Source organism: Aeromonas sp. FDAARGOS 1406, assembly GCF_019048565.1.
GTDB classification, from domain to species: domain Bacteria; phylum Pseudomonadota; class Gammaproteobacteria; order Enterobacterales; family Aeromonadaceae; genus Aeromonas; species Aeromonas caviae.
The window spans coordinates 3,495,701-3,521,477 of record NZ_CP077378.1; the positions used below are offsets into that span (position 1 = coordinate 3,495,701).

Annotated in this window: 20 protein-coding genes, 4 tRNA genes and 2 pseudogenes; 16 read left to right on the top strand and 10 right to left on the bottom strand. The window is 63.3% G+C overall.

The window, feature by feature from the left end:
• The first annotated feature begins 12 nt into the window (after window positions 1-12).
• The 4 genes from I6L36_RS16625 to I6L36_RS16640 all read left to right on the top strand — a co-directional run bounded on the left by I6L36_RS16625 (window position 13) and on the right by I6L36_RS16640 (window position 375).
• A tRNA-Lys gene (locus I6L36_RS16625) sits at window positions 13-88 on the top strand.
• Between the two features lie 19 nt (window positions 89-107).
• Window positions 108-183, top strand: a tRNA-Val gene (locus tag I6L36_RS16630).
• Window positions 184-204: 21 nt separating this feature from the next.
• Window positions 205-280: transfer RNA gene (locus I6L36_RS16635), tRNA-Lys, on the top strand.
• Between the two features lie 19 nt (window positions 281-299).
• Window positions 300-375 (top strand) — tRNA-Val (locus tag I6L36_RS16640).
• A 47-nt stretch (window positions 376-422) separates the two neighbouring features.
• Here I6L36_RS16640 and I6L36_RS16645 read toward each other — a convergent pair.
• Window positions 423-2,528: a methyl-accepting chemotaxis protein gene (locus I6L36_RS16645; protein ID WP_109112620.1), complete on the bottom strand. Its 2,106-nt coding sequence runs from the start codon at window positions 2,526-2,528 to the stop codon at window positions 423-425.
• Window positions 2,529-2,670: 142 nt separating this feature from the next.
• On the opposite strand from I6L36_RS16645, the gene nadA reads away from it, so the two are divergent.
• Window positions 2,671-3,744 (top strand): quinolinate synthase NadA, encoded by a 1,074-nt coding sequence (nadA, locus tag I6L36_RS16650; RefSeq protein WP_052816503.1) that lies wholly within the window; start codon window positions 2,671-2,673, stop codon window positions 3,742-3,744.
• A 70-nt stretch (window positions 3,745-3,814) separates the two neighbouring features.
• Here nadA and I6L36_RS16655 read toward each other — a convergent pair whose 3' ends face one another.
• Together I6L36_RS16655 and gap are read right to left on the bottom strand one after the other, a co-directional pair.
• On the bottom strand, window positions 3,815-4,675 hold the full coding sequence (locus I6L36_RS16655) for a D-hexose-6-phosphate mutarotase (RefSeq protein ID WP_041211019.1): 861 nt from the start codon (window positions 4,673-4,675) through the stop codon (window positions 3,815-3,817).
• Between the two features lie 105 nt (window positions 4,676-4,780).
• Complete coding sequence (gene gap / locus I6L36_RS16660; protein ID WP_010672882.1) at window positions 4,781-5,776, bottom strand: type I glyceraldehyde-3-phosphate dehydrogenase; 996 nt, start codon at window positions 5,774-5,776, stop codon at window positions 4,781-4,783.
• 346 nt (window positions 5,777-6,122) lie between these two features.
• On the opposite strand from gap, the gene malQ reads away from it, so the two are divergent.
• The 4 genes from malQ to msrB all read left to right on the top strand — a co-directional run bounded on the left by malQ (window position 6,123) and on the right by msrB (window position 13,153).
• The gene (gene malQ / locus I6L36_RS16665) at window positions 6,123-8,312 is read left to right on the top strand and encodes a 4-alpha-glucanotransferase (RefSeq protein ID WP_109112619.1); all 2,190 of its coding nucleotides are present in this window, start codon (window positions 6,123-6,125) and stop codon (window positions 8,310-8,312) included.
• 82 nt (window positions 8,313-8,394) lie between these two features.
• Window positions 8,395-10,572, top strand: a complete 2,178-nt coding sequence (gene glgB, locus I6L36_RS16670; RefSeq protein ID WP_109112618.1) for a 1,4-alpha-glucan branching protein GlgB — start codon at window positions 8,395-8,397, stop codon at window positions 10,570-10,572.
• A complete protein-coding gene (glgX, locus tag I6L36_RS16675) occupies window positions 10,572-12,710 on the top strand; it encodes a glycogen debranching protein GlgX (RefSeq protein WP_109112617.1) in 2,139 nt (712 codons plus the stop codon). Before glgB ends, glgX begins: the two co-directional genes overlap by 1 nt.
• Before the next feature lie 56 nt (window positions 12,711-12,766).
• Complete coding sequence (gene msrB, locus I6L36_RS16680; protein WP_010672886.1) at window positions 12,767-13,153, top strand: peptide-methionine (R)-S-oxide reductase MsrB; 387 nt, start codon at window positions 12,767-12,769, stop codon at window positions 13,151-13,153.
• Between the two features lie 69 nt (window positions 13,154-13,222).
• On the opposite strand, the pseudogene I6L36_RS16685 reads toward msrB, so the two are convergent.
• The 4 genes and pseudogenes from I6L36_RS16685 to I6L36_RS16700 all read right to left on the bottom strand — a co-directional run bounded on the left by I6L36_RS16685 (window position 13,223) and on the right by I6L36_RS16700 (window position 17,155).
• Window positions 13,223-14,078, bottom strand: a pseudogene (locus tag I6L36_RS16685) (GyrI-like domain-containing protein).
• 137 nt (window positions 14,079-14,215) lie between these two features.
• Complete coding sequence (chrA, locus tag I6L36_RS16690) at window positions 14,216-15,358, bottom strand: chromate efflux transporter (RefSeq protein ID WP_109112621.1); 1,143 nt, start codon at window positions 15,356-15,358, stop codon at window positions 14,216-14,218.
• 173 nt (window positions 15,359-15,531) lie between these two features.
• Window positions 15,532-15,972, bottom strand: coding sequence for an NUDIX hydrolase (locus I6L36_RS16695; protein ID WP_216986744.1), 441 nt, complete (start codon window positions 15,970-15,972; stop codon window positions 15,532-15,534).
• A gap of 178 nt (window positions 15,973-16,150) precedes the next feature.
• Complete coding sequence (locus tag I6L36_RS16700; protein ID WP_109112601.1) at window positions 16,151-17,155, bottom strand: NADP-dependent oxidoreductase; 1,005 nt, start codon at window positions 17,153-17,155, stop codon at window positions 16,151-16,153.
• 175 nt (window positions 17,156-17,330) lie between these two features.
• Here I6L36_RS16700 and I6L36_RS16705 point away from each other — a divergent pair, with 175 nt between their 5' ends.
• The 3 genes from I6L36_RS16705 to I6L36_RS16715 all read left to right on the top strand — a co-directional run bounded on the left by I6L36_RS16705 (window position 17,331) and on the right by I6L36_RS16715 (window position 18,488).
• Window positions 17,331-17,756: a MarR family winged helix-turn-helix transcriptional regulator gene (locus I6L36_RS16705; protein WP_029313694.1), complete on the top strand. Its 426-nt coding sequence runs from the start codon at window positions 17,331-17,333 to the stop codon at window positions 17,754-17,756.
• Between the two features lie 35 nt (window positions 17,757-17,791).
• On the top strand, window positions 17,792-18,022 hold the full coding sequence (locus I6L36_RS16710; RefSeq protein WP_052816514.1) for a hypothetical protein: 231 nt from the start codon (window positions 17,792-17,794) through the stop codon (window positions 18,020-18,022).
• A gap of 148 nt (window positions 18,023-18,170) precedes the next feature.
• Window positions 18,171-18,488 (top strand): hypothetical protein, encoded by a 318-nt coding sequence (locus I6L36_RS16715; RefSeq protein WP_109112600.1) that lies wholly within the window; start codon window positions 18,171-18,173, stop codon window positions 18,486-18,488.
• Window positions 18,489-18,624: 136 nt separating this feature from the next.
• Here the strand turns inward: I6L36_RS16715 and I6L36_RS16720 are convergent, their stop codons facing one another.
• Together I6L36_RS16720 and I6L36_RS16725 are read right to left on the bottom strand one after the other, a co-directional pair.
• Window positions 18,625-19,101 carry an Lrp/AsnC family transcriptional regulator gene (locus I6L36_RS16720; protein ID WP_010672894.1) on the bottom strand — a complete coding sequence of 159 codons (477 nt, stop codon included), beginning with the start codon at window positions 19,099-19,101 and terminating at the stop codon, window positions 18,625-18,627.
• A gap of 309 nt (window positions 19,102-19,410) precedes the next feature.
• Window positions 19,411-20,034 (bottom strand): metalloregulator ArsR/SmtB family transcription factor, encoded by a 624-nt coding sequence (locus I6L36_RS16725; RefSeq protein WP_052816511.1) that lies wholly within the window; start codon window positions 20,032-20,034, stop codon window positions 19,411-19,413.
• Window positions 20,035-20,182: 148 nt separating this feature from the next.
• Between I6L36_RS16725 and I6L36_RS16730 the strand changes: the two are divergent.
• Together I6L36_RS16730 and I6L36_RS16735 are read left to right on the top strand one after the other, a co-directional pair.
• Window positions 20,183-21,420: pseudogene (locus tag I6L36_RS16730) on the top strand (MFS transporter).
• Window positions 21,421-21,655: 235 nt separating this feature from the next.
• A complete protein-coding gene (locus tag I6L36_RS16735) occupies window positions 21,656-22,477 on the top strand; it encodes a Cof-type HAD-IIB family hydrolase (RefSeq protein WP_109112599.1) in 822 nt (273 codons plus the stop codon).
• A gap of 54 nt (window positions 22,478-22,531) precedes the next feature.
• On the opposite strand, the gene I6L36_RS16740 is transcribed toward I6L36_RS16735, so the two are convergent.
• A complete protein-coding gene (locus I6L36_RS16740) occupies window positions 22,532-23,095 on the bottom strand; it encodes a DUF2799 domain-containing protein (RefSeq protein WP_042015786.1) in 564 nt (187 codons plus the stop codon).
• A gap of 200 nt (window positions 23,096-23,295) precedes the next feature.
• Here I6L36_RS16740 and I6L36_RS16745 point away from each other — a divergent pair, with 200 nt between their 5' ends.
• Together I6L36_RS16745 and I6L36_RS16750 are read left to right on the top strand one after the other, a co-directional pair.
• Window positions 23,296-24,135, top strand: a complete 840-nt coding sequence (locus tag I6L36_RS16745) for an isopenicillin N synthase family oxygenase (protein ID WP_010672899.1) — start codon at window positions 23,296-23,298, stop codon at window positions 24,133-24,135.
• Window positions 24,136-24,344: 209 nt separating this feature from the next.
• Complete coding sequence (locus tag I6L36_RS16750) at window positions 24,345-25,658, top strand: sodium-dependent transporter (protein ID WP_109112598.1); 1,314 nt, start codon at window positions 24,345-24,347, stop codon at window positions 25,656-25,658.
• The last annotated feature ends 119 nt before the right edge of the window (window positions 25,659-25,777 follow it).

Here is a 25,777-nt window from a genome sequence, read left to right on the forward strand (position 1 = left end):
AATGATTTAGATGGGTCGTTAGCTCAGTCGGTAGAGCAGTTGACTTTTAATCAATTGGTCGCTGGTTCGAATCCAGCACGACCCACCATCATTTCAGTCTTATCCCAGGTCGTTTAGCTCAGCTGGGAGAGCACCTCCCTTACAAGGAGGGGGTCACTGGTTCGAGCCCAGTAACGACCACCATGCTTTAAAAATGATTTCGATGGGTCGTTAGCTCAGTCGGTAGAGCAGTTGACTTTTAATCAATTGGTCGCTGGTTCGAATCCAGCACGACCCACCATCATTTCAGTCTTATCCCAGGTCGTTTAGCTCAGCTGGGAGAGCACCTCCCTTACAAGGAGGGGGTCACTGGTTCGAGCCCAGTAACGACCACCATATAGAAAAGCCCGCAGCGATGCGGGCTTTTTCGTTTCCGTCTCCCATCAGGTTCGCAGTCGATCCAGCTCGCTTGCCAGGGTGGTGGCCGCCTGTTCCAGTGCCTCGCTCAGGCGCTGGCTGGCATTGGCCTCTTGTCCCAGGGTGGTGGCGGCGTCGCCGATGCGCATCAGGTTCTGGTTGATGGTGTCGCTCACGGCACTCTGCTGCTCGGCGGCGGTCGCCACCTGGCTGATGTGATCATGGATCTGCTGGATCTGGGTGACCACCTGATTGAGTGCCTCGAAGGCCTGCTCCGTGCCTTCAACCGTGCTCACCGAGCGGGCGATCCCCGTGCTCATCAACTGCTGGCTACTGGTGACCTCGGTTTGCAGGCTGCCGATGAGCTGCCCTATCTCGTCGGTGGATGAGCGGGTCTTGTTGGCCAGCGCCCTCACCTCGTCCGCCACGACGGCAAACCCCCTGCCCATGTCGCCGGCCCGCGCCGCCTCGATGGCTGCGTTGAGGGCCAGCAGGTTGGTCTGTTCGGCAATGGCCCGGATCACATCGAGGATGTGGCTGATATTGGTGCTGCGCTGGGCGACCTGGGCGACTGCCTTGTCGGCCTGATGCATGTCCTCAACCAGGGTATGGATCTCGTTGCGGGCCCTGCTCAATGTCTGCTGGGCCGTGCTGACATGGTGGGTCGCCGCTTCCGACTCCTGCGCCGCCTGTTCCGCATAGCCCGCCACGCTGACTGCCGTGGTGCTCATCTCGTGCATGGCGCTGACCACGCTCTCCAGCTCCAGGCTCTGATCATCCAGGCTGCTGCGCATGGCATCGGCCGTCTGTTTCATGCCCCTGGCCTGCTGATGCACCTGTTGCCCAATCTGCTTGCTGCCCTGCACCATGGCCCTCAGCTTGCCGAGGAAGGCATTGAGATGCCTGCCAAGCTCGATGAGCTCCTGGTGGGTGTCGATGCGCATCTGCTGGGTCAGGTCGCCCTCATTGCTGGCGAGGTGGGAGACGTGGCGGCTGATGAGGGAGAGGGGCGCCGTGATGGTCTGGATGAACCAGACAAGCAGCCCCAGGGCCACCAGGGTGATGACAACGATGGCGATCAGCTGCTGCTGCTGGGTCGCCTGCAACAGGCTGCCGAGCTGCTGGCTGATGGTGTTGGCCTGGCTGAGGGCGAGGGCCTTGGGCACCTTGATCATCAGCCACCACTGGTTGTCGGCAGCCTCGATCCGTATGGGCTGCTGCAGGATGAAATCGCTGTCGGTATCGGCGGGGTGTCCATTCGGGGCAACCAGTCCGGCCTCTGTCAGGGGGCGCCCCAGTTTGTCCGAATGGCGGTTGCTGCCGACGATGAAGCCCGTCTTGCTGACCAGGGTGACCTCGGCCTGGTTGTCATAGAGGCTCTTGCCAAGGTGCTCGGCCAGTTGCTGGAAGATGGGCAGGTTCATGTCGACCCCGGTGATCCCGGCAAACTTGCCATCCTTGAGGACGGGCACCGTCAGGCTGGTCATCAGCATCTTCTGACCAGGGCTTATCTCGTAGAGGTAGGGTTCCATCAGGCAGGGGCGACGTGTCTCGCGACCGCAGAGATACCACTCGCTGTTGCGAATGCCGAATTCATTGCGCGAGGTGTCGAACTTGGCGTCACTGGTGGCGGCATCTATGGTCTGCTGCGCGATGTTTCCGTTATGTTCCCGGGTGAAGTAGACCTCGAGACTGCCCTTGCCGGCAACCGAATGGCTGGCGCCCGTCTGCCAGTCGGCGTCCTGTTCGTCGTAACCGTTGGGTTCGAACTGGGCGTAGATGGAGCTGATCCCGTTTGCCTGGTGCAGGCGGCTGCCAAGTAGGAGCTCCACTTGCGGGCGACTCAGCCGCTGGTCCGGCTGGGCCATGCTTCCTTCAAGCTGCGCCGCCATGCCGAGCGGTATCTGATAGGCCTGCTGCAACTGGTCTTCGATCTGCACGGCATACCGCTCTGCCTGGAATTGCAGGGAACGGGAAACCTCCTGCTCCAGGGCGCCACGGGTCTGCGCCATGATGTCATCGCGCAGGCCGTTCAGCGAGGAGGACTGTATCCATGTCATGGCGACGCCACTGGCGAGAAAAAGTCCCAGCGTGAGCAACAACAACTTGGTCTTGAGCGAACGTTGTTTCATTCGACAACTCCTTTTGGCAAGAATGACAACGATATGGTCGGAGCGGGTCCTGACAGTTGTACTGTACTGGATTTGTTGATGGGTTTGTGCACGGCTTCTGGTTATAATTTTGGCCTTCCCGAGCGTTGATGGAACAGTCGCAATGAGCAATGCACTGAGCAGTATTCCGCCGGTAGTCGAGATGGACTACCCCTTCCCGGCCAAACCACAGCCCCTGACTCCCGAGCAGAAGGCGACCCTGATCGCCGAGATCAAGGTGCTGCTCGAGGCGCGCCAGGCCGTGCTGGTTGCCCATTACTACACGGATCCCGAGATCCAGGCCCTGGCAGAAGCCACCGGTGGCTTCGTGGGTGACTCCCTGGAGATGGCCCGCTTCGGTCGCGACCATGCGGCCCAGACCCTGATCGTGGCCGGTGTGCGCTTTATGGGAGAGACCTCCAAGATCCTGAGCCCCCACAAGCGGGTGCTGATGCCGACGCTGGAGGCCGAGTGCTCCCTCGATCTGGGTTGTCCCATCGACCAGTTCTCCGCCTTCTGCGATGCCCACCCCGATCACATCGTGGTGGTCTATGCCAATACCTCGGCAGCGGTGAAAGCGCGGGCCGACTGGGTGGTCACCTCCAGCATTGCGCTGGAGATCGTCGAACATCTGGACAGTCAGGGTCACAAGATCATCTGGGGCCCGGACAGACACCTCGGCGCCTACATCGAGAAGAAGACAGGGGCCGAGATGCTGCGCTGGCAGGGTCACTGCATCGTGCACGACGAGTTCAAGGCCAAGGCGCTGCGCGAGCTCAAGGCCCAGAACCCGGATGCCGCCGTGCTGGTGCACCCGGAGTCCCCGGCCTCCGTCATCGAGCTGGCGGATGCAGTGGGTTCCACCAGCCAGCTCATCAAGGCCGCCAAAGAGCTGCCCCAGCAGAAACTGATCGTGGCGACCGATCGCGGCATCTTCTACAAGATGCAGCAGGCCTGCCCGGAGAAAGAGATGGTGGAGGCGCCCACCGGCGGTGATGGTGCCACTTGTCGCAGCTGCGCCCACTGCCCCTGGATGGCGATGAACGGCCTGGTGGCCATCAAGGAAGCCCTGACCGACGGTGCCGAGCGTCACGAGATCCATGTGGATGAGGCACTGCGTCTCAAAGCGCTTGTCCCGCTCGACCGCATGCTGGATTTCGCCGCGGAGCTCAAGCTCAAGACCCAGGGCAACGCCTGACTGACTCTGATGGCAAGATGCAAAGAGGGCTCCCGCGGGAGCCCTCTTTATTTATCCGTCATCTGTATCGTCAGATGATGACGGTGGAGAAGCTGTGCTCCTCGTCGGGCGGGACGGTGATCCCGTCCTCGGCGGTGATGGCCGCCTCGACACAGAGCATGGTGCGATAACCGTCGTCACTCATGTCGGCCATGGCGCTGGCCCCTTCCTGCCAGGGAGTCCAGACCACCACGCTGTCGTGGTTGCCGTTGACCACCCGGGTGGTGCGCTCACCATCCTGCACGCTGACCATGGCATCGGGCTGGCGGTAGATGCGATCCATGGCTGCGGTGACGGTCAGCGCGCCCTGTTGCAGTTCGTTTCGGCCGGTCAGCTTGTCCAGATAGGGTTCGCCGAGGCCGGTCACGGTCACCGCTTCCGGCGCACTGATCTGCAGGTAGGTGTGCAGGGCGGCATTGTAGGTGAGCGCTGACTTGCCGGTGTTGCGGGTGGTCAGCACCAGGGAAAGCTCCTTGCCGACCAGTACGTCCAGCTCCAGCTCGAAGGCATGGGGCCAGAGCGTCCTGCTGGCATCGTTGTCACGCAGGGAGAGGTGGACGAGTGTGCCATCCCCGTGATCGGAGACCCCATCCAGCGTCCACAGGCAGTTGCGTGCGAAGCCATGAGCCGGCTTGCCGCTGCCAACGCGAGCGGGGGAGGGGCCGAACCAGGGCCAGCAGAGGGGAATGCCGCCGCGAATGGGCTTACTGCCATCCAGTATCGCCTTGTCGCTGAGCCAGAGAGAGGCCGGCTCACCATGGCGTTGGTAACGCAGCACGTGGGCGCCAAACAGGCTTATCTCGGCCCTGGCGTGCTCATTGTCTATGGTCAGCAGGGGCAGGCCATCCTGGCTCAGGGTGCAGTGGGCAGTCAGCGTACGTGTCGGTGTCATAAAGGCTCCAGTGCTCGGGGACATTCAGAAAGGGTCCGTGATTCAGAATACAAAAAGGCGGCCATTGGCCGCCTTTTTTCAAGCTACGCGATTGCGCATCCCAAATTACTTGGAGATGTGAGCGATCAGGTCCAGAACCTTGCTGGAGTAGCCCATTTCGTTGTCGTACCAGGAGACGACTTTTACGAAGGTCTTATTCAGCTGGATACCAGCCTTGGCATCGAACACGGAAGTCTGACGCTCACCCAGGAAGTCGGTGGAAACCACTTCGTCTTCGGTGTAGCCCAGCACGCCCTTCATGGCGCCTTCGGAGGCAGCCTTCATGGCCTGGCAGATTTCAGCGTAGGACGCTTCTTTCTTCAGGTTGACGGTCAGGTCAACAACGGACACGTCCGGAGTCGGAACGCGGAAGGCCATGCCGGTCAGCTTGCCGTTCAGTTCCGGGATGACCACGCCAACAGCCTTGGCAGCACCGGTAGAGGACGGGATGATGTTCTGAGCCGCACCGCGGCCACCGCGCCAGTCTTTGGCAGACGGACCATCAACGGTCTTCTGGGTAGCAGTGGTAGCGTGAACGGTGGTCATCAGGCCGGATTCGATACCGAAGGTATCGTTCAGAACCTTGGCGATGGGGGCCAGGCAGTTGGTGGTGCAGGAAGCGTTGGAAACGATGTCCTGGCCAGCGTAGGAATCCTGGTTGACGCCCATGACGAACATCGGGGTAGCGTCTTTGGACGGACCGGTCAGTACGACTTTCTTGGCACCGGCAGCGATGTGCTTGCGAGCGGTTTCGTCGGTCAGGAACAGACCGGTTGCTTCGGCAACAACGTCAACACCGATTTCGCCCCATTTCAGGTTGGCCGGGTCACGTTCAGCGGTAACACGTACGGTTTTGCCGTTGACGATCAGGTTGCCGTCTTTGACTTCAACAGTGCCCTTGAAGCGACCGTGAGTGGAGTCGTACTTCAGCATGTAAGCCATGTAGTCAACGTCGATCAGGTCGTTGATACCAACCACTTCGATGTCAGCACGCTCAGCGGCCAGACGGAAAACGAAACGACCGATACGGCCAAAACCGTTAATACCTACTTTGATAGTCATAATTGGTTACCTAACTGTTCAGTAGTCAAAGAAAATTCCGTTTGTAAATTTACTAGAACTCCCTCGCGAGTCAACCAACAATCTGCGCGAAATTGCGCTATATCATGAAAAACTGTGAAATTTATTTTCGGTTTATGTAACTGGCTACCAACTTTTGTTGAATGCATCATCAGCAAAGTCGGTGGCAGAGAACAACAATAGTGCCTGCCCGGTCACACATCCAGCCGGGGAGATATGTAAAAATGTGCGCGGTTTAGCATGGCCAAAGAGCCACTGTTCAAATACCAACCATAAAAATTAATCACAAAATAGCGTAGACAGAATCCACAGCGGGAATTCTCAAACTATGACCACCCTGATTGAACAGCTGGCTGCCGCCAAAGGCATTGCCAGTGAGTATGTTGATGCCTGGGGCCAGCCGGCCCTGGTATCCGAAGAGAGCAAGGCCGCCATGCTGGGCGCCATGGGTTACCGCGTCGACGACGAGGCCGCCCTGACCGAGCAGCTGGAGCAGGAGCATCGCCAGCACTGGCTGCGGCCACTGGATCCCGTGATGGTGGTCCGCAGCGGCGAGCCCATCAGCCTCGAAGTCCGTCTGCCCATCGAATTCGTCAACGACGCCCTCACCTGGCAGCTCCAGCAGGAGCAGGGTGCCGTGCTGTCCGGTCAATTCACTCCCATCGAGGGTGAGCTGGTCGGGGTGGCCGAGTTCGAGGAGATGGAGTGCCAGGCCTATCGCGTCACCCTGGATGTCCAGCCGGCGCTGGGTTATCACCAGCTCATCCTGCTCGAAGAGGGCAATGACGAGCCGCTGGCCACCATGCGTCTCATCGTCGCCCCCAAGTCCTGCTACAAGCAGGCGCCCATCGCCAATGGTCGCAAGGTGTGGGGCCCGAGCGTGCAGCTCTACTGCCTGCGCAGCCGCCACAACTGGGGCATCGGCGACTTCAGCGATCTCGGTCAGCTGGTGGAGAAAGCCGCCGCCTGGGGCGCCCACTTCGTCGGCCTCAACCCCATTCATGCTCTCTATCCGGCCAACCCGGAGAGCGCCAGCCCCTACAGCCCCTCTTCCCGTCGCTGGCTCAACGTCGCCTATATCGATGTGGAAGCGGTACCCGAATTCCTGGGCAACGATCGCCTGAAAGCGGAAGTGGCGAGCCCGGCCTTCCAGCAGCACCTCACCTCCCTGCGGGTCAAGGACAATGTGGATTACACCGGCGTCATCCAGACCAAGATCGGGATGCTGCGCCAGGTGTTCGACCAGGCCAGCTTCAGCGCCGAGCGTCAGGCTGCGTTCGATGCCTTCGTGGCTGCCGGCGGTGACAGCCTGCAACAGCAGGCAGCGTTTGACGCCCTTCAGGCCCACTTCTATGCCAAGGGCGAGAATGCCTGGGGCTGGCCGGTCTGGCCCGAGGCGCTGCGCGATTACCACAACCCCGAAGTGGCGGCCTGGATGGCCGAGCACCAGCAGGATGTGGCCTTCTATCTCTATCTGCAGTTCCTGGCTGACGAGCAGCTGGCCCGGGCCGATGCCCGCGCCAAGGCCGCCGGCATGGTGATGGGGATCTACCGGGATCTGGCGGTCGGCGTCTCTGAAGGTTCCACCGAGATCTGGGCAAACCGGGATCTCTACTGCCCGAAAGCCTCGGTCGGTGCACCGCCCGACATTCTTGGCCCCCTCGGCCAGAACTGGGGCCTGCCCCCCATGAACCCGAACCAGCTGTTCGAGGCCGCCTACCAGCCCATGGTGGATCTGTTCCGTGCCAACATGCGCTCCTGCGGCGCCCTGCGCATCGACCACGTGATGGCCTTGCTGCGCCTGTGGTGGGTGCCGCCCGGAGAGTCCGCCGCCAAGGGGGCCTACATCTATTACCCGGTGAACGATCTGCTGGGGATCCTGGCCCTCGAGTCTCATCGCAACCAGTGCCTGCTGATCGGCGAGGATCTCGGTACCGTGCCGGAGGGGATCGACGTGACCCTGAAAGAGAACGGCGTCCACTCCTACAAGGTGTTCTTCTTCGAGCGCTCCAAGGACGATGGCGGCTTCATCTCCCCGGCGCACTACGCCGAGCAGGCGATGTCCGCCCTGACCACCCACGACATGCCGACCCTCAAAGGCTTCTGGCACTGCGACGATCTGGCGCTGGGACGCGAACTGGGCCTGTACCCGGATGAAGACGTACTCAAGACCCTGTATGCTGATCGCCACCAGGCCAAGCAGCGGATCCTTGACAGCCTGCATGCTCATGGGGTCATCTCTGGCAATATCAGTCACGATGTGAACTGGGTCGGCATGAACACCGAGCTCAACCACGGTCTGCAACTGCACATGTCCCGCGGCAGTTGTGCCCTGTTCAGCACCCAGCTCGAAGACTGGCTGGAGATGGACAAGCCGGTCAACGTGCCGGGTACCAGCTACGAGTACCCCAACTGGCGTCGCAAGCTCTCCCGGGATCTGGAGGATATCTTCGCCGACGAGGCGCTCAAGAATCTGGCGGGCAAGATGAGCCGGGCCCGTGACGAGGCCAGCCGTTGAGCCTTGAACGCCAACATGTGACTCACTTTCATCCGCTTCGGCTTCGGCCGAAGCGGATGTTCAGCCATCAAAGGAAATGTCGATGCCCGTTGAACGTTTGGTTGCCGCCCGCTGTGCCGATCCCTTCTCCCATCTAGGCCTGCTGGCCAATCCGGATGGGCCAGGCCTGAAACTCACCGCCTGGTTGCCCGATGCACTCGAGGTCCGGGTCAGGGATCTCAAGTCAGGCAAGATAGTTGCCACCCTGACCGCCGCTGACGAAGCGGGCCTCTTTGAAACTGTTTTCACCCGCCGCAAGAATCCCTTCCCCTACCAGCTGATCGCGACCTACGCCGACGCCAGTGCCGACATCATCGACCCCTATCAGTTCCAGGCTGCCGCCTGGGAAGGGCTGGCGGAACTCACCTGGCAACCGGAAAACCTCTACCACACCCTCGGCGCCCAGTTGCGCACCGTGACGCACCTCGGCCAGCAGGTAGAAGGGGTACGCTTTGCCGTCTACGCGCCGAGCGCCACGGCGGTGAGCCTCATCGGGGATTTCAACTTCTGGGATGGCCGCCGTCACCCCATGCAGCGCAGCCAGTGCGGCCACTGGGTGCTGTTCGTGCCGGGGCTCAAGGCCGGGGATCGCTACAAGTTCGAACTCAAGGACCCGGCGGGCAATCGCCTGCCCCACAAGAGCGACCCGGTGGGCTTCTACTGCGAGCAGTACCCCTCGTTCGCCTCCGTGGTCTATGACCACGGCCAGTACCAGTGGCAGGACGCCGCCTGGCGCGAGAGCCAGCTCAATGACAAGCGCGAACAGCCCCTCTCCATCTACGAGCTGCACGTGGGCTCCTGGAAGCGCCACTCCAACGGCGACAGCCTTAGCTGGCGTGAGCTGGCGGTGGAACTGGTGGATTACATCAAGGAGATGGAGTACACCCACATCGAGCTGCTGCCAGTCTCCGAGCATCCCTTCAGCGGCTCCTGGGGCTACCAGCCGGTGGGCATGTTCTCCCCCACCAGCCGCTACGGCACGGCCGACGATTTCAAATACTTCGTGGATCAGTGCCACCAGGCGGGGATCGGCGTGATTCTGGATTGGGTGCCCGCCCACTTCCCGTCCGATGCCCACGGCCTGGCCCGCTTCGACGGCACGCCGCTCTACGAGTACGAAGATCCGCGCCGTGGCTGGCACCCGGACTGGAACTCCTACATCTATGACTTCGGTCGCGACACCGTGCGCCAGTTCCTGGTGGCCAGCGCCCTGTTCTGGCTCGACAAGTTCCACATAGACGGCCTGCGGGTGGATGCGGTCGCCTCCATGCTCTATCTGGATTACTCCCGCAACGCCGGTGAGTGGGTGCCCAACGTCGATGGCGGCAACCACAACTACGAGGCGATCAGCCTCTTGAAGTGGACCAACGAGGAGGTGTACGGCAAGTACCCCCACGCCATGACCATCGCCGAGGAGTCCACCGCCTTTGCCGGGGTCTCCCGTCCCACCTTCCTCGGTGGCCTGGGGTTTGGCTTCAAGTGGAATATGGGCTGGATGCACGACACCCTCAGCTACATGCAAAAAGAGCCCATTCACCGTCGCTACCACCACAACGACATGACCTTCTCCATGGTGTACCACTATGACGAGAACTTCATTCTGTCCCTCTCCCACGACGAGGTGGTCCACGGCAAGCACTCCCTGCTCTACAAGATGCCGGGGGACGAGTGGCAGCAGGCCGCCAACCTGCGCGCCTACATGGGCTTCATGTATGCCCACCCCGGCAAGAAGCTCAACTTCATGGGCACCGAGATCGCCCAGAGCAACGAGTGGAATCATGATGCCCAGCTGCCCTGGCACCTGTTGCAGTACCCCAGGCACGGCGGCCAGCAGCGGCTGATCCGGGATCTCAACCACCTCTATCGTCATGAACCTGCCTTGTATCAGGCGGATTATGAACAGGCCGGTTTCCGCTGGCTGGATCACAACGATGCCGACAACAGCATCTTCGCCTGGCTGCGGGCCGACAAGCTGGGGGCCCATCCGCTGGTGGTGGCCTGCAACTTCACCCCGGTGCCGCGCATCGGTTACCGTCTCGGGGTGCCGGCTGCCGGTCGCTATCGGGTGGTGCTCAACACCGACAGCGAGCATTACTGGGGCAGCAACTATGATGTGGGTCTGGTCTTCGTCGCCGAGGCGACCCCCTGGCAGGGGATGGCACACAGCCTGGTGCTGGACTTGCCGCCGCTCGCGACCTTGTTCATCAAACAGGAGTCCTGATGTTTGAAATGGAAAACGGGGTAGATCACCCGCTTGGCGCCCGTCTGGACGAGACGGGCTGCCACTTCTGTGTCTGGGCTCCCCAATCGGACAAGGTGGAGCTCTGCCTGTTCGACGAAGAGGAGCAGGAGCTGGCGCGTCTCCCCTTGCCCGGTCGGCGCGGCCAGTACTGGTTCGGCCACGTGCGCGGTGTCAAGGCCGGTCAGCGCTATGGCTACCGAGTGCATGGCTCTCCCCAGGAGGGGTTGCTGTTCGACCCGGACAAGCTGCTTATAGACCCCTATGCCCGGGCGCTCAGCCGTCCTACCTACTGGGACGATGCCCTCTACGAGGGGGACAGCGCGGCCATGGTGGGCAAGTCGGTGGTGGTGGACGATGCCTTCGACTGGCAGGGGGTCGGCAAGCCCGGCATCCCGCCGGAGCGGGTCGTGCTCTACGAGACCCACGTCAAGGGGTTCACCCGCCAGCACCCCGGCATCCCCAAGGCGTTGCAGGGCACCTATCTGGGCATCAGCCACCCGCTTATGATCGAGCATCTGCAGGGCCTGGGGGTGACCTCGGTCCAGCTGATGCCGGTGGCGGCCTTCATGTCCGAGCCCAGGCTCGAGCAGCTGGGGCTGACCAACTACTGGGGCTACAACCCCATCGCCTTCTTCGCGCCCGAACCGCGCTACGGGGCGAAGGATGCGGTGACCGAGTTCAAGACCATGGTGCGCGAGCTGCACCGGGCCGGGCTCGAGGTGATCCTGGATGTGGTCTACAACCACACCGCGGAGTCGGGCTTCGACGGCCCCATGCTCTCCCTCAAGGGGTTTGACAACGCGGGCTACTACGCCTTCGAGTCGGGTGCCCATGGTCCGGATTACCATCGCCACGCCAACGTCACCGGCTGCGGCAACAGTGTCAATCTGGATCACCCCAACACCCTGCGGCTGGTGCTCGATGCCCTGCGCTACTGGGTCACCGAGATGCAGGTGGACGGTTTCCGCTTCGATCTGGCGGTCACCCTGGCGCGGGAAGCAGGGGAGTTCGATCCCATGAGCGCCTTCTTCAAGGCCATGATGGCGGATCCCGTGCTGGCGCGGGTCAGGCTCATTGCCGAACCCTGGGACATCGGCCCCTTCGGCTATCGTCTCGGCCAGTTTCCGAGCCAGTGGCTGGAGATCAACGATCGTTACCGCGACACGGTGCGCGCCTTCTGGCGCGGGGATGCGGGCAAGATGGGGGATTTTGCCACCCGTCTGGTGGGCTCGCGGGATCTCTTCCCGAAGAACTGGCGCTCCCCCCACACCAGCGTCAACTACCTCTGCTATCACGACGGCTTCACCCTCGAGGATCTGGTCTCCTACAACCAGCGCCACAACCAGGCCAACGGCGAGGACAACCGGGACGGCCACGGCAACAACCTCTCCAGCAACCACGGGGTGGAGGGGCCGACCCTGGACCCGCGCATCAACAACCTGCGCCAGCAGCAGAAGCGCAACCTCATCGCCACCCTGCTGCTGTCACAGGGGACGCCCCACTTCCTGGCCGGGGACGAGATGGGCCGCAGCCAGCTCGGCAACAACAACGCCTACTGTCAGGACAACCAGATAAGCTGGGTGAACTGGCAACTGCGTCCGGAGGACGAGCGGCTGCTCGCTTTCACCCGCCAGATGATGGCGCTGCGGGCGGAGTCCGGGGTCTTCTCCAACCTGCAACTGAGCGACGACGGCTGGAACGGCAAGGCGACCAGCTGTCACCAGGTGAACTGGTATCACCCGGACGGCCATCAGCTCACCGATCAGGACTGGCACGCCCCCATGGGGCAGGCGTTTGCCATGGACATCGGCATGATCGGCTGCACCGGGGAGCGCTGGTACGTGCTGTTCAACGCCAGCGACTATGACATCCAGTTCCGCCTGCCGCCGCCGGGGGAGGGCATGGAGTGGATCCAGACCATCGACACCGCCACCAACGACGGCCTGCCCTTCCTGCCGGACGACATCAAGCGGCAGGTGGCGGTGGGGCGTGCCCACTCCCTCAAGCTGCTGGAGCGGGTCGCCCTGCCGGCGGCGGTGCTGGCGAGTGAAGGGGTGGTGGCAGCGGATGTTGTCGCCGTGTTGCCAACGGGATCACAGTTCCCGCTGGCGGGGTAGAGCCAGGCGCCCTGACTGGGTATGCTGGGCACCGTTATCAGTGGTGAGGAGCCGGAATGAGCAGTAACAACCCTGAACAGTGGCGCGACAAGCTGAGTGCAGAGCAGTTCCACGTCTGCTGGGAGAAAGGGACCGAGCGTCCCTACAGCGGTGCCCTGCTGCACAACCGCAAGAGCGGCGATTACCACTGCGTCTGCTGCAAGCAGGTGCTGTTCCACTCAGGAGCCAAGTTCGACGCGGGCTGCGGCTGGCCCTCGTTCGACCGGGCCATCGAGGGGACGGTGACCTACACCGAGGACAACAGCCACGGCATGAAGCGGGTGGAGATCACCTGCAGCCAGTGCGGCTCCCACCTCGGCCACGTCTTCCCCGACGGGCCGACCGAGACCGGCCAGCGCTACTGCGTCAACAGCCTGAGCCTGGATTTCGAGCCCGACGCCTGATCCCCGACACGACCAGCGGGCCTCCCTTCGGAGGCGCCGCTTTTTTATCTCCCCCTGTCAGGTGCCGGGCTATGCCAGCGGCAGGTAGATGTCGGTGACCAGCTCATGGGTGGGCACCTCGTGTACAAAGTTGTGGTAGTGGAAGAAGAGCGGAAAATCCCGCAGCTCTTCGCCGCTGGCGGGCAGCCAGTCGCGGTAGAGCGCCCGGGCACAGTCGGCCAGGAGGTCGTGGGAGCTGTGGTGGCGTACCACGGGGGATGAGGGCATTCTTCACGCCCCACTCATTGTCCTCGGCGACGGGGGACTCGACGCTGCCACAGAGGGTAAAGCGAAACGCCGCACCCTCCGTCGTGGCGGGGTCGTCCGGCGCCAGGCCATAGGTCCGGCTGGTGGCGACCGGGGAGCCGCCCGTGGCCTTGCGCCACTGGATGAAGCGCGCCGCGGTGTCGTTGATGCGCTCGGGCAGGCCCTGATGGGTCAGGGCGGCGACGGCGGTCTGCGGGAACTGGATGATGTCGACTCGCATGGGGTCAATCCTCTTTGTGGGGGGCCGTGGCAGGCAGCGATGCCAGTTGGCCCAGTCCGGGTGCTGCCTGAACTGGCTGGGCGTCAGGCCGAACGTCTGCTTGAAGGCGCGACTGAAAGATTCGCCATGCTGGAAGCTGGCATCGAGGGCGATATCAGTCACCTTGTCCAGAGGCGCGAATGCCAACCGGTAAGAGGCCTGCTTCAGCCGCAGCAGCTGGATGTAACGCCCCAGCGGCACGCCGCAGTAAGCGGCAAATTGCCGATGAAAGTGAAAGGGCGAAAAGTGCGCCACGGCGCTGAGCCGCTCCAGCGACAGGTCGTCGTCGAGATGGCGTTCGATGTGCTCTGTCACCGTTTGAAAGCGTCGGCGGTAGGCCTCTGTCTGGTTGTGATCCATGGTCTCTCCTCTGTGCTGCCCACTATCGGCCAACGGGCCCGAGCTGTCCTGACGGATCTTGCTCTCTTTGCCTCCCCTCGGGGATAAGAGCCATGACCGCCAGCCCGGCGGGCGCTGCCTGACTTGTCGCGGGTTCGTCAGGCCAGCAGCAGGGCAGCCGCCGTCAGCATGGCTGCGAGGGGCAGAACGGGGAGCCGTGGCACCCGCAGCAGGTAGAAGCCGACGGCGGCCAGCGCCAGATCGGTGGGGGAGAGCACGGCGCTCTGCCACACCGGCTGATAGAGGGCAGCCAGCAGCAGCCCCACCACGGCGGCGTTGATACCGGCCACGGCCCCCGCCAGACGGGGGCGGGCCAGCCAGTGCTGCCAGCAGGGGCCCAGCGCCCAGAGCAGCAAGAAACCCGGCAGGAAGAGCGCCAGGGTCGCCAGCAGCGCCCCGATGAGGGGAGTGGCGGGCAGCAGCACGGCGCCCAGGTAGGTGGCCAGGGTGAACATGGGGCCGGGTACCAGTTGGGCCAGGCCGTAGCCGGTCAGGAACTGCTGCTCGCTCAGGTGGTGACCCAGGCTCTCCTGCAACAGGGGCAGCACCACGTGACCACCGCCAAACACCAGGCTGCCTGCCCGGTAAAACTCGGCCAGCAACTGGCTGACGGGGCCGCTCGCCACCAGTGGCAGGCCGACGAACAGCAGGGCGAACAGCAGCAGGGTCGGCCAGTGAGGCTGGCGAGCCGGAGTGGACGCGGGGGGCTGACTCCCCGGGCGGGGGTCGCGCAGGGCACAGAGCAGGGCCGCGCCGAGCAGCATGGCGACCTGGGTCAGAAGACCGGGGGCGCACCAGAGGGCGGCGGCGGTGGCCACCATGACCCCCTGTTGCAGCGCCGTCTTGCAGAACTGGCGGCTCATGGTGAGCACGGCATCCGCCACCACGACGAGCGCCAGCAGCTTGAGGCCGTGCAGGGCGGCGTCCAGCCAGAGGTTGCCCGCAAGCTGACCCAGACCGACGGCGGCCGCCAGCAACAGCAGGAAGGAGGGGAGGGTAAAGCCGACGAAGGCGGCCAGGGCGCCGCCGATGCCGGCGCGGTGGCGACCGATGGCAAAGCCGAGCTGGCTGGAGGCCGGACCCGGCAGCAGTTGGCACAGGGCCAGCAACTGGGCGAACTCGGCCTGGTTCAGCCAGCCCAGCCGCTGGACAAAGGTGCGCTGAAAATAGCCGATATGGGCGGCCGGCCCGCCAAAACTGATGCATCCCAGCCACAAGAACTGCATGAATACCTGTCCCATCTTCCCCTCCTCGTCATCATCCTGGCCCGGATAATATGACAAAAAAGTGACAGTTTGGTGACGGTACGCCCTCCTGCGCAGCCTGCCATCAACAGGGGCTGGCGGGGTGACGGGTCGCCTCCGCCAGCTGACGAGAGGTACCGGGGTGACGCGCGGCAGCCTGCCGGTGAGGGTCAGGGGGCAGGTTGTGCCTGGGGCTGGTAGCATTGTCCCGCCAGCCAGCAGGCGATGGACTGGCGACTGGCATCGAAGTGAGGTTCGGGCAGAGTGTGCGGGTCGCACCAGATCCAGCCCTCGCATTTTTCCGGCTCCAGCAGTTGCGGCTCCCCGTCCACCTCTGCCAGCAGGGTGACCGAGATGTAGTGCAGGCCGCTCTCGCGCCAGGTCTCCAGGTTGTTGGTGACGGCGATGACGCGAGGCTGGCGGATGACGAAGCCGGTCTCCTCCGCCACCTCCCGGATGGCTGCCGACTCGAAGGTCTTCCCCAATTCCAGATGACCGCCAGCGATGGACCAGTAGGGGGCATGGCTGCCCTTGCGCTTGCCAAGCAGTACCTGGCCCTGGCCATTGGTGAGAATGACGCCGACACCGACGCGGGGATAGGGGGTAGACATAGGGGAGGCTCCTTGCTGAGACGGCGGGGTGCGCCAGGGAAAACGGGCCCACCTTAGGGGTGATGGGCCCGTTGTGCAAGCCGCCTGTTCAAGGGCGATCGGATGCCGATTCTCCATCGCTTAAATGGATGGGTCTGGCGACATTCTATCTGTTAAACAGATGGAAAATGCCCCCGGATCAGGGCAGTCTGACCAGCATCTTGCCGGTATTGCGGCCCTGGAACAGTCCGATAAAGGCTTGCGGCATGCTGGCCAGCCCCTCGCTGACGGTCTCCTCGGCCTGGAGGGTGCCCGCCTCGAAGGCCGGCATGGCCTCGGCCAGGAACGCCCCGTAGTGCTGCCAGTGATCGGAGACCAGCAGCCCCTGCATCAGGATGCGCTTGCGGATCACCTGGGAGAGGTTGCGCGGGCCGCTGGCCTGGCCGTTGCTGTTGTACTGCTCGATGAGGCCGCACAGCACGATGCGCCCGTGCACCACCAGGTGGTTGAGGGCGGCATCCAGCATGGCGCCCCCCACGTTCTCGAAGTGGACGTGGATGCCTTCTGGGGCGAGGCGGGCCAGCTCGGCGTCGAGATCAGGGGTCTCCCGGTAGTTGATCACCGCATCGGCACCCAGGGTCTTGAGGTAGGCGACCTTGTCGGCCGAGCCGGTGGAGCCGATGACCCTGGCCCCCGCCTGCTTGGCGAGCTGGACCGCCATGGTGCCGACCGCTCCGGAGGCCGCCGAGACCAGCAGGGTTTCACCGGCCTTCAGGTGTGCCACCTTGTGCAGGCCCGCCCAGGCGGTCATGCCCGGCATGCCGAGGGCGCCGAGGAAGCGCTGGGGCGGCAGGGTGGTGTCGGGCAGGCGGGTGAGCTGGGCGGCGTTTGCCACGAAGGCATCCCGCCAGCCCAGCATGCTGCTCACCTTGTCCCCCACCTTGAAATCGGGGTGGCGCGATGCCTGTACCGTGCCGATGGCGCCGCCGTCGAGGGGACCGTTGAGGGGGAAGGGAGGAACGTAGCTCTTGGCCTCGCTCATGCGGCCGCGCATGTAGGGGTCCACCGACAGCCACTGGTTGGCGACCTGTACCTCTCCCTCCTGCAGGGCGGGCAGGGGCACGTCCCGGAGGGCGAAGTCCTCCAGGGTGGGGAGACCGGTGGGGCGACGCAGCAGTTGGATTTGATGGCTGATGGCATTCATGGGCATTCTCCGGCAGTGGGGCCGCGCGTCGGGCGGCGGCCTGGTATTTTTGTTTGTGTGCAAACTAAAATTAGGGTAGCCCTGAGCGCGGAGGCTGGCAACTGTTTTGTGTGCAAACTATTCAGCCCCGAAGTTGATGGGGTATACTGCCCCCTTGTCGTCAGCGAGGTCCTCCATGAGCGAATTGAAAAAGCAGGTCTGTTTTGCCCTCTACAGCGCCTCCAATGCGGTGATGCGTGCCTATCGGCCGCTGCTGGACAAGCTGGATCTCACCTATACCCAGTACCTGGTGATGCTCTCGCTCTGGGCCCGGGACGAGGTCAGCCTCAAGGAGATAGGGCAGGAGACCGGACTGGATGCGGGCACCCTGACCCCCATCGTCAAGCGGCTGGAGAGCAAGGGGTGGCTGACCCGCACCGTCTCCCACGAGGATGAGCGGCAAAAGTGCATCAGCCTGACCGAGGCGGGACGCCAGTTGCAGCAGGAGGTCAGGGAGTGCTGTCTGGCGGACAGCTTGCGCAACCAGGTGGATCTGGCCGATGCTGAGTTGGCCCAGCTCAAGCAGCTTTGCGATCGCGTGGCGGCGCAGCTGGGGCGCTGATCCCTTTCCCCGTCAGGAGTGACCCGATGAAACCCATGCAATCCCTGCTCCCTCTGTTTGCCATCCTGCTGTGCGCCTGCGCCGATACCTCCTATCCCCGTTCCGAGTTGCAGATCGACGATGCCGATGCCTGGCAGGCCATCTGCAAGGACGGGGTCCGGGTGCGGGCGGTCACCGACGAGGGGATCTGTGCGGATCACCGCGGGGTGGCCATGTGGACAAATAAACCAAGGGCTGCACGGATGGCAGAAAAAGCGGCCAAGTAGTGTGACCTGTACGACATAAAATGACATGACCGGCCATGGGGCCGGTTTTTTTCGCGATCTTGCCAGCACTTTGGCACCTTGTTCATGGTGCACTCATTTTTCTCTTCCCATACTGGCCCTCAAGGTAGCAAACCAACAGGAGAGAGAGATGCAATCATCCATCGTCGTGCTCTCCATTCTGTGGGGGCTTGCCAGCTTTGGTGTGCAGGGGGATTTCATCGAGAGCCGTGATACCGCCTCCCCCTCCTGGCAGGCCGAGTCCAGAGTGGAGATGGAAGGGTACTTGATGGAGTCGTTGGGCGCCGATCGCTGGGTGTTCGACAACGGCAGCGAGAGCCTGGAAATCTCTCTGCCCAAAGGGCAGTGGGTGTCGACCGGTGAGCGGCTGCGGCTGCGCGGCGAACCCCTGCAGGAGCAGAGCGGCTGGTTGCTGCAGGTGCAGGACGTCAGCCAGGTCGAGGCATGACGAGGCGTCCACCACCTGGCGGCGCGATGGCGCCCGCGGGGCGGTGTTGACCGCGAATGCCCTTGATAGCAGAGACAAGAAGAGGAGGCCCGGGCCTCCTCTTACTTTTGGTGCTCCCCGGATGCGGGGTGGGTTGTCAGCCCAGGTGGTTGAGGGGCAGGGCGGTCTTGTGTTTGATGCGGCGCAGCACGAAGCTCGAACGCACCCCGGTCACGCCGGAGATGTGGGTCAGCTTGTCCAGCAGGAAGTGCTGGTAGTGCTCCATGTCCCGCACCACCACCTTGAGCTGGTAATCCGCATCGTTGCCGGTGATGAGGTCGCACTCCAGCACCTCGGGCAGATCCTTGACGGCGCGATCGAAGTTCTCGAACCGTTCCGGAGTGTGCCTGTCCATGGAGATGTGAATGTAGGCGGTGAGGGTCAGCCCCAGCTGGCGGGCATTGAGCAGGGTGACATGGGTATCGATGAGACCGGCATCCTCCAGCGCCTTGACCCGGCGCGAGCAGGGGGAGGGAGAGAGCCCGACCAGCTCGGCCAGCTCCAGGTTGCTGATGCGGCCATTTTCCTGCATCAGCTCCAGAATATGCCTGTCTATACGATCAAGTTTCAGCATTCTCCGTACCTCTTCGCAATTACTAATCCACTTTTCCTAGATTAAGGGTGAACTATTGCAAAAACAACTGAAAATACCTGCTACTTCACAACCACTCACCGCATCGCGGGGAGTACCATGGTTACATCTTCCGGTGGCAAGACAGGCGCCCGACCAGGTACCTGTGGTGAAGGACCTTACCGGGTCAAGAGCCCCATCAGCCGTTCGACCTTATCGGGAAACAACGGGCTGGAACGAGAGCACCCCCTCCCCGAAGGCAACAAAGCAGGCATCCCGGCGCCTGCTTTGTTGTTTTTGCGTTCCGCCCGCTCAGGGGCGGGGCGGCCGGATGCGATAGAGGCAGCGGTTGTCCCCCTCCAGCAGATACTGCTCCCGCTCCACCTCGGCCGGCGCCAGCAACCGGCGAAACAGCGCCAGCTCGCTGCGGCAAAAGCCCCGACAGGCTCTGGCCGCACTGCAGATGGGGCAGTGACTCTCCCACCACAGCCAGCTGCCGTCCTCCTCCTGCGACATGTCCGCCATATACCCCTCCTGGGTGCGCAGCGCCTTGAGCGTCATCAGCCTGTCTGCCAGCGCCGGCTGGGTTAGCCTGGATTCATAGCGTGCCTGCATCTGCTGCTCCCGCCGCGTGATGAGCTGCTCCATGCCCGCGTCGCCAAACACCTGCCGGATGTCGTCGATCAGCTGCAGGGTCAGATCGCCATGGGTGTCGGGGAAGCGTTGCCAGGCCTGGTCGGTGAGGTGCCACAGGCGCACCGGGCGACCGCGGCCGCGGGCCTCGTCGCTAAACCCCACCCAGCCCTCGGACTCCAGGGCCATCAGGTGCTGGCGCGCCCCCATGGACGTCATCTGCAACTGGTCGCCGAGTTCGGCGGCGCTCTGGGGGCCGCGGGTTTTCAGCAGATAGAGGATCTTGTCGGTACTGGCGTTCATGGGGGCTCCGGTGGTGGGTATCGGTGCGGTGACCGCCTGGATGAGGTCATTATGGTTAGCAGGGAGATTTAAATCAACAATCTGCTTTACTTAATGGACGACCCCTCACAATATAAATAAACCGATAACTTTATTTAATGAGGCGAAGATGGAAGGGATCAAGGGACAGGCGACCCTCTGGGTATTGGTGATGACGGTGACGCTGGCGGTGGCGGGGTTCAGCCTGCCTTCCCCCGTCCTGGCGCCGCTGCTGCTGGATCCGGCCCAGGGCATGCTGACGCCACAGGCGTCGGACTGGAGCCGCAAGGTGTGGCTTGGCGTCATCATGGGGCTCTATCCGTTGTTTCAACTGTTGGGGGCCCCCTTGCTTGGCCGTCTCTCCGATCGTCATGGGCGCAAGCCGGTGCTGACCCTCTGTCTGGTGGGGGTGCTGGCGGGGTATGTGCTGATGGCCCTCGGCATCGCCTGGCGTTCCCTGCCGCTCTTGCTGCTGAGCCGGGTGGTGGAGGGCTTCTTCAACGGCGACATCGCCATCGTGCAGGCGATGGCGGCGGACATGAGCACGGCCAGGACCAAGGCACGCAACTTCGCACGCATCAACATCGGCATGAACCTGGGTTGGGTGGTGGGTCCCATGATCGGAGGCTATGCGGCCGTGGTCTCGGGGGATTACAGCCTGGCGGCCTGGCTGGCGGTGGGGATGACGGTGATCAACCTGCTGCTGGTGCTCTGGCTGCTGCCCAATCGTCCCCCGGTGCCGGCGACCCGGGATGAGGCTCCCCTCTCGACCCGCCAACTGCTGCTGCAACCTCGTCTCCTGCCCTACTTTTCCCTGACCCTGGCAAGCTACGGGGCGGTGCAGCTCTACTTCACCTACTTCAATGTCTGGCTGGTGGAGCGGCTGGCATGGGATCCGGTGCAACTGGCCCAGGCCGCCGTGCTGGTGAGCGTGCCCATGATGCTGGGCTCCTGGATCGGGAGCAGCTGGCACGGCACTGGCGCGGCAGCTCCCTTGGCATCGTCGGCCACCTGGTGATGGCGGCGGGCATGCTGATGTTCATCCTGCCGACCCAGTGGTGGGGGCTCGCGCTCACCTTCATCCCGGCCGGCATCGGCATGAGTCTGGGGGAGCTGGCCACCTCGGTGGCGGTCTCCAACCGCAGCCATGCCAGCCAGCAGGGGCAGGCGATGGGGCTCTACCGCGGTCTGGCGGTGGGCAGCGAGATCCTGGCGGTGGTGCTGGGCAGCCTGGTGCTGCTGGCGGGGACCGAGTGGCCCTTCTACCTGGCCGGCCTCTGCGGCGTGATCTGTGCCCTCGGTTTCTACGGATTGCGCAGACGGGCGGACAGGCGAAACGCCGTGGCCGGGTGCGCCGAGGCGGGCTGACGAAGGGCGCGGGGATCACAGTTCGGCGACGGGATGGCGGGCCGGACTTGCATCGCGGCGCCGAGTCTGGGACGGTATGGCTCTTTGCTCCGCTGTTCCCGCCCCCCGGCGAGCGCGTCTCCCATCATGGGCCTTGCGATGCCCAGTCCGCATTCCCGGCGGTGAGATGTGTCGTCATGGCACTGGAAACGGGAGGGGATGGCGCCGCACCCGTCTCGACATTCTTGGAGGTGATATGAGTCGTTATCAGGCCATTGCATTGGACATGGACGGTACCCTGCTGAACCGGGATCACAAGATCTCGTCCGCTACCCGGGCTGCCCTGGCCCAGGCCCGGGCCCACGACATCAAGGTGCTGCTGGTGACGGGTCGCCACTTCATGACGGCCCGTCCCTTCCACCACGAGCTGGCCCTTGACACCCCCATCATCTGCAGCAACGGTGCCTACCTCTATGATCCGGTGCAGGAGAGGATCCTCGCCGGGGATCCCCTGGCCGTGGCGCCTCTCACCACCCTGCTGGAGGAGGTGCAGGCCCAGCAGATGGGGGCGCTGTTCCACCTGGGGGACGGCATCGGCTACCTGGGCTGCGAGGAGCACGTGGGCCGGATGCGGCGCTGGTCGGCAACCCAGCCGGATCACCTCAAGGTCTCCCTGCTGCCCGCCGAGGATATCGAGTCCTGGTTGCAGTCCCCCATCTGGAAGCTGGAGTTGTTCAACCAGGATCCCGGCCGGTTGCACCGTTTCGTCGGGGAGGTGGTGGAGAGACTGCCCTTCACCCGTGACTGGGCGGCCCCCTATGCGGTGGAGCTGGTGCAGCCAGGTTGCAGCAAGGGCAACCGGCTGGCCCAGTGGGCGGCGAGCGAGGGGATCGCCATGGAGAACCTGGTGGCCTTTGGCGACAACAACAACGACATCAGCATGTTCGAGCAGGTGGGGCTGGCGGTGGCCATGGGCAATGCGGCGCCCCAGATCCAGGCCCATGCAGACCGGGTCACCGCGGATCACAACGAGGATGGCATCGCCCTGGCGTTGCAGCGCTGGGTCCTGCCCGCCTGAGGGGAAAAACAGTCTGCGGCATAAACAGAAAGGGGCCATGTCGGCCCCTTTTTGTCAGCTCCCGAAGGAGAACTGGATCACCCGATCCGGGAAGCGCAGCCGGTTGTAGTCCCGGTACACCCCTTCGTAGTGACGGATGGCGCGCTCGCGCTGGGCACGGTAGTAGTCGCGCTGGCGGCTGTCGCTCTCGCCCCGGATCTGCTGATCCAGCTGGTGGATGCTCCGCTCGGTGCGCTCCAGCTCCTGCTGCAATTCGCCGAGGCGCTGCTCCAGCAGGTACTCCTTGCGGCCGCGCTCGAACTGGGTGAGGAAGCTGGTGTCGTTGGGGCAGACCCCCAGGTATTCGCTCCCTTCCCGTCCCTTGCTGTAGGCAAGCTCGGGGATGCAATAGAGCTCCAGCCCCTTGGCGTAGCCGCGCTGCCACTCCGCCTCATCCACCCTGAGGCCGTACTCCCCGCAGGTCTTCTGATAGTCGCGGGTGGCGCTTCGGGTCTTGCCCTGCTCCCCGTCCTGATAGCCCTGGTTGTACCAGCTCATGGCACGGCACTCCTCCTCCGAGAGGGAACTGCACCCGGCGAGCAGGAAGGGAAGGGTCAACAACAGGATCTTGGGGGACATGAGGGGGCTCCGACAGCAAAGGGGGTGGGGCATTCTAGAAGAGGAGGCCCGTCCGGGACAAGCACCGGGCGAGGGGGCCGTATCATGATGTTTTTATCAGTATTTTCAAGCCGTTGTAGACGGGCTTCCGGCAGCCTTTTCTTGCCGGGGGAGGCAGGGTAAACTGCGCCTACTTTTAACTGGCATGTAACATAAAAACAATGAAAGTCCTGACCGTCGATTATCGCTCCCCCGATGCGGCCGAGCGCTTCACCGAATCCCTGCGCACCACCGGCTTCGGAGTGCTGACTCACCACCCCATCCCGAAGGAGCTGGTGCAGTCCATCTATGACAACTGGTATCGCTTCTTCATGAGCGAACAGAAGCAGGATTTCCTGTTCAATCGCGAGACCCAGGACGGCTACTTCCCGCCCTCGGTGTCCGAGGTGGCCAAGGGCCACAGCCAGAAGGACATCAAGGAGTACTTCCACATCTATCCCTGGGGCCAGATGCCGGCAGAGCTGAAAGAGCAGGCGATGGAGTACTACCGCCTCGCCAACGATCTGGCCGCCGAGCTGCTGGGCTGGGTGGAGCAGCACACCCCGGGTGACATCGCCGCCCACTACAGCTGCCCGCTCTCCTCCATGATCGAAGAGAGCCACAAGACCCTGCTGCGGGTGCTGCACTACCCGCCCTTCGACGGCACCGAGGAGCCGGGCGCCATCCGTGCCGCCGCCCATGAAGACATCAACCTGCTGACCATTCTGCCCGCCTCCAACGAGCCGGGCCTGCAGGTGAAAGGTTCAGACGGGGAGTGGATGGACGTGCCCTGCGATTTCGGCACCCTCATCATCAACATCGGTGACATGCTGCAGGAGGCCTCCCGCGGCTACTACCCCTCCACCACCCACAGGGTCATCAACCCGACCGGGGGCAGTGCCGCCAAGTCCCGCATCTCCTTGCCGCTCTTCTTGCACCCCCGTCCGGATGTGGTGCTCTCGGAGCGTCACACCGCCCACAGCTATCTGATGGAGCGGTTGCGGGAGCTGGGGGTCATCTAATCCCGCCAGACCCGGGCAGACAACAAACCGGAGCATCCCCGCTCCGGTTTTTATTTTGTGGCGCGATTGGTGGATTATCCGAACTTTATTGGTTAATGATGCTAAAAACTGAGTTTTATATCGGATATACGCCGAGTGATTGCGCGCCCGCGGGCGTACTCTGAGCGCCATTTCGTGCCTCGCTGGCAGGCCCTTCCCGTGGAGTTCTTATGAAGCAGCCCCAATGGTCATCCCGGCTCGGTTACATCCTGGCCGCCGCAGGTTCCGCGGTCGGTCTCGGCGCCATCTGGAAGTTCCCTTATGTCACCGCCGCCAACGGTGGCGGCGCCTTCCTGCTGGTCTTTCTGTTGTTCAGCTTCACCCTGGGGGTGGCGGTGCTGATGGGGGAGACCTTGATCGGCAGCCTGACCCGGCGCGGGGTGGTGGGCGCCTTTGGTGAACTGATGGGCAGGCGCTGGCGCTGGGTCGGTGCCATGGGCTTGCTGTGCAGCCTGCTCATCTTCTGTTTCTACAGCGTGGTGGGCGGCTGGACCCTGGGGTACACGGGCATGGCCCTGGCGGGGGAGCTGCAACAGGGGGACGGCGCGGCACTGACCGCCCGTTTCAACGACTACGTCGGTGATCCGCTCTGGCCGGTGCTGACCCACCTGCTGTTTGCCGGCTTGACCTGGTGGTTCGTGCGGGGCGGCGTGCAACAAGGGGTGGAGCGCACCCTGCGCTGGATGATGCCGGCCCTCTTCATCATGATCTTGCTGCTGGTGGCCTTCGGCCTCACCCTGCCGGGCGCCATGGGCGGGGTGCGCCACTTCCTGATGCCCGATTTCAGCAAGCTCGGCATGTCGGGTGTGCTGGACGCCATGGGGCTGGCCTTTTTCTCCCTCTCCATCGGCCTTGGCATCCACACCACCTATGGCGCCTACCTGCCTTCCAGCGAAGGGGTCGGTCGCTCCAGCCTCTGGGTAGTGCTGCTGGCGAGCGTCATCGCCGTGCTGGCGGGCCTGATGATCTTCCCGGTACTGGCGGCGACCGGTATTGACCCGGCCTCGGGCCCGGGCCTCACCTTCATGACCATGCCGGCGGTGTTCCAGCAACTGCCCTTCGGCCAGGGGCTGGCGGTGGTGTTCTTCTCCCTGCTGGTGGTGGCGGCGCTCTCCTCCTCCATCTCCCTGCTGGAGCATTTGCAGTGCTTCCTGTGCGAGAGCCTGGGCTGGTCCCGCCGCGCGGCGTGCAACCTGGTCATTGCCCTGGTGATGGCGGGTGGCATCCCGGTGAGCCTGTCGTTCGGTCCCTGGGCCACCCTGACCCTGTTTGGCAAGAACATCTTCGAGTTGCTGGACTTCATCACCTCCAACCTGATGATGCCCCTGTTCGGGCTGGCCCTGACGCTGCTGCTGGGCTGGCGGCTCGGTCGCCAGGCGCTGCCCGAAGGGCTGGCTCCCCACTGGCGAGCCCTGCTGATGGGCTGCTGGCGCTGGCTGGCTCCCCTGCTCATTGGCGGCATTCTGGTGCGCGGCCTGGTGTAGGGAGGGTTGGTCATCTCTGCCACTCCCCAACCGGGCTGGCTGGGGAGTGGGGTGGCAGGATTGACTCTTTATAAAAGTCCGCTATTTAAAAATAAACAGAGTAACGATCTGAAATTTCG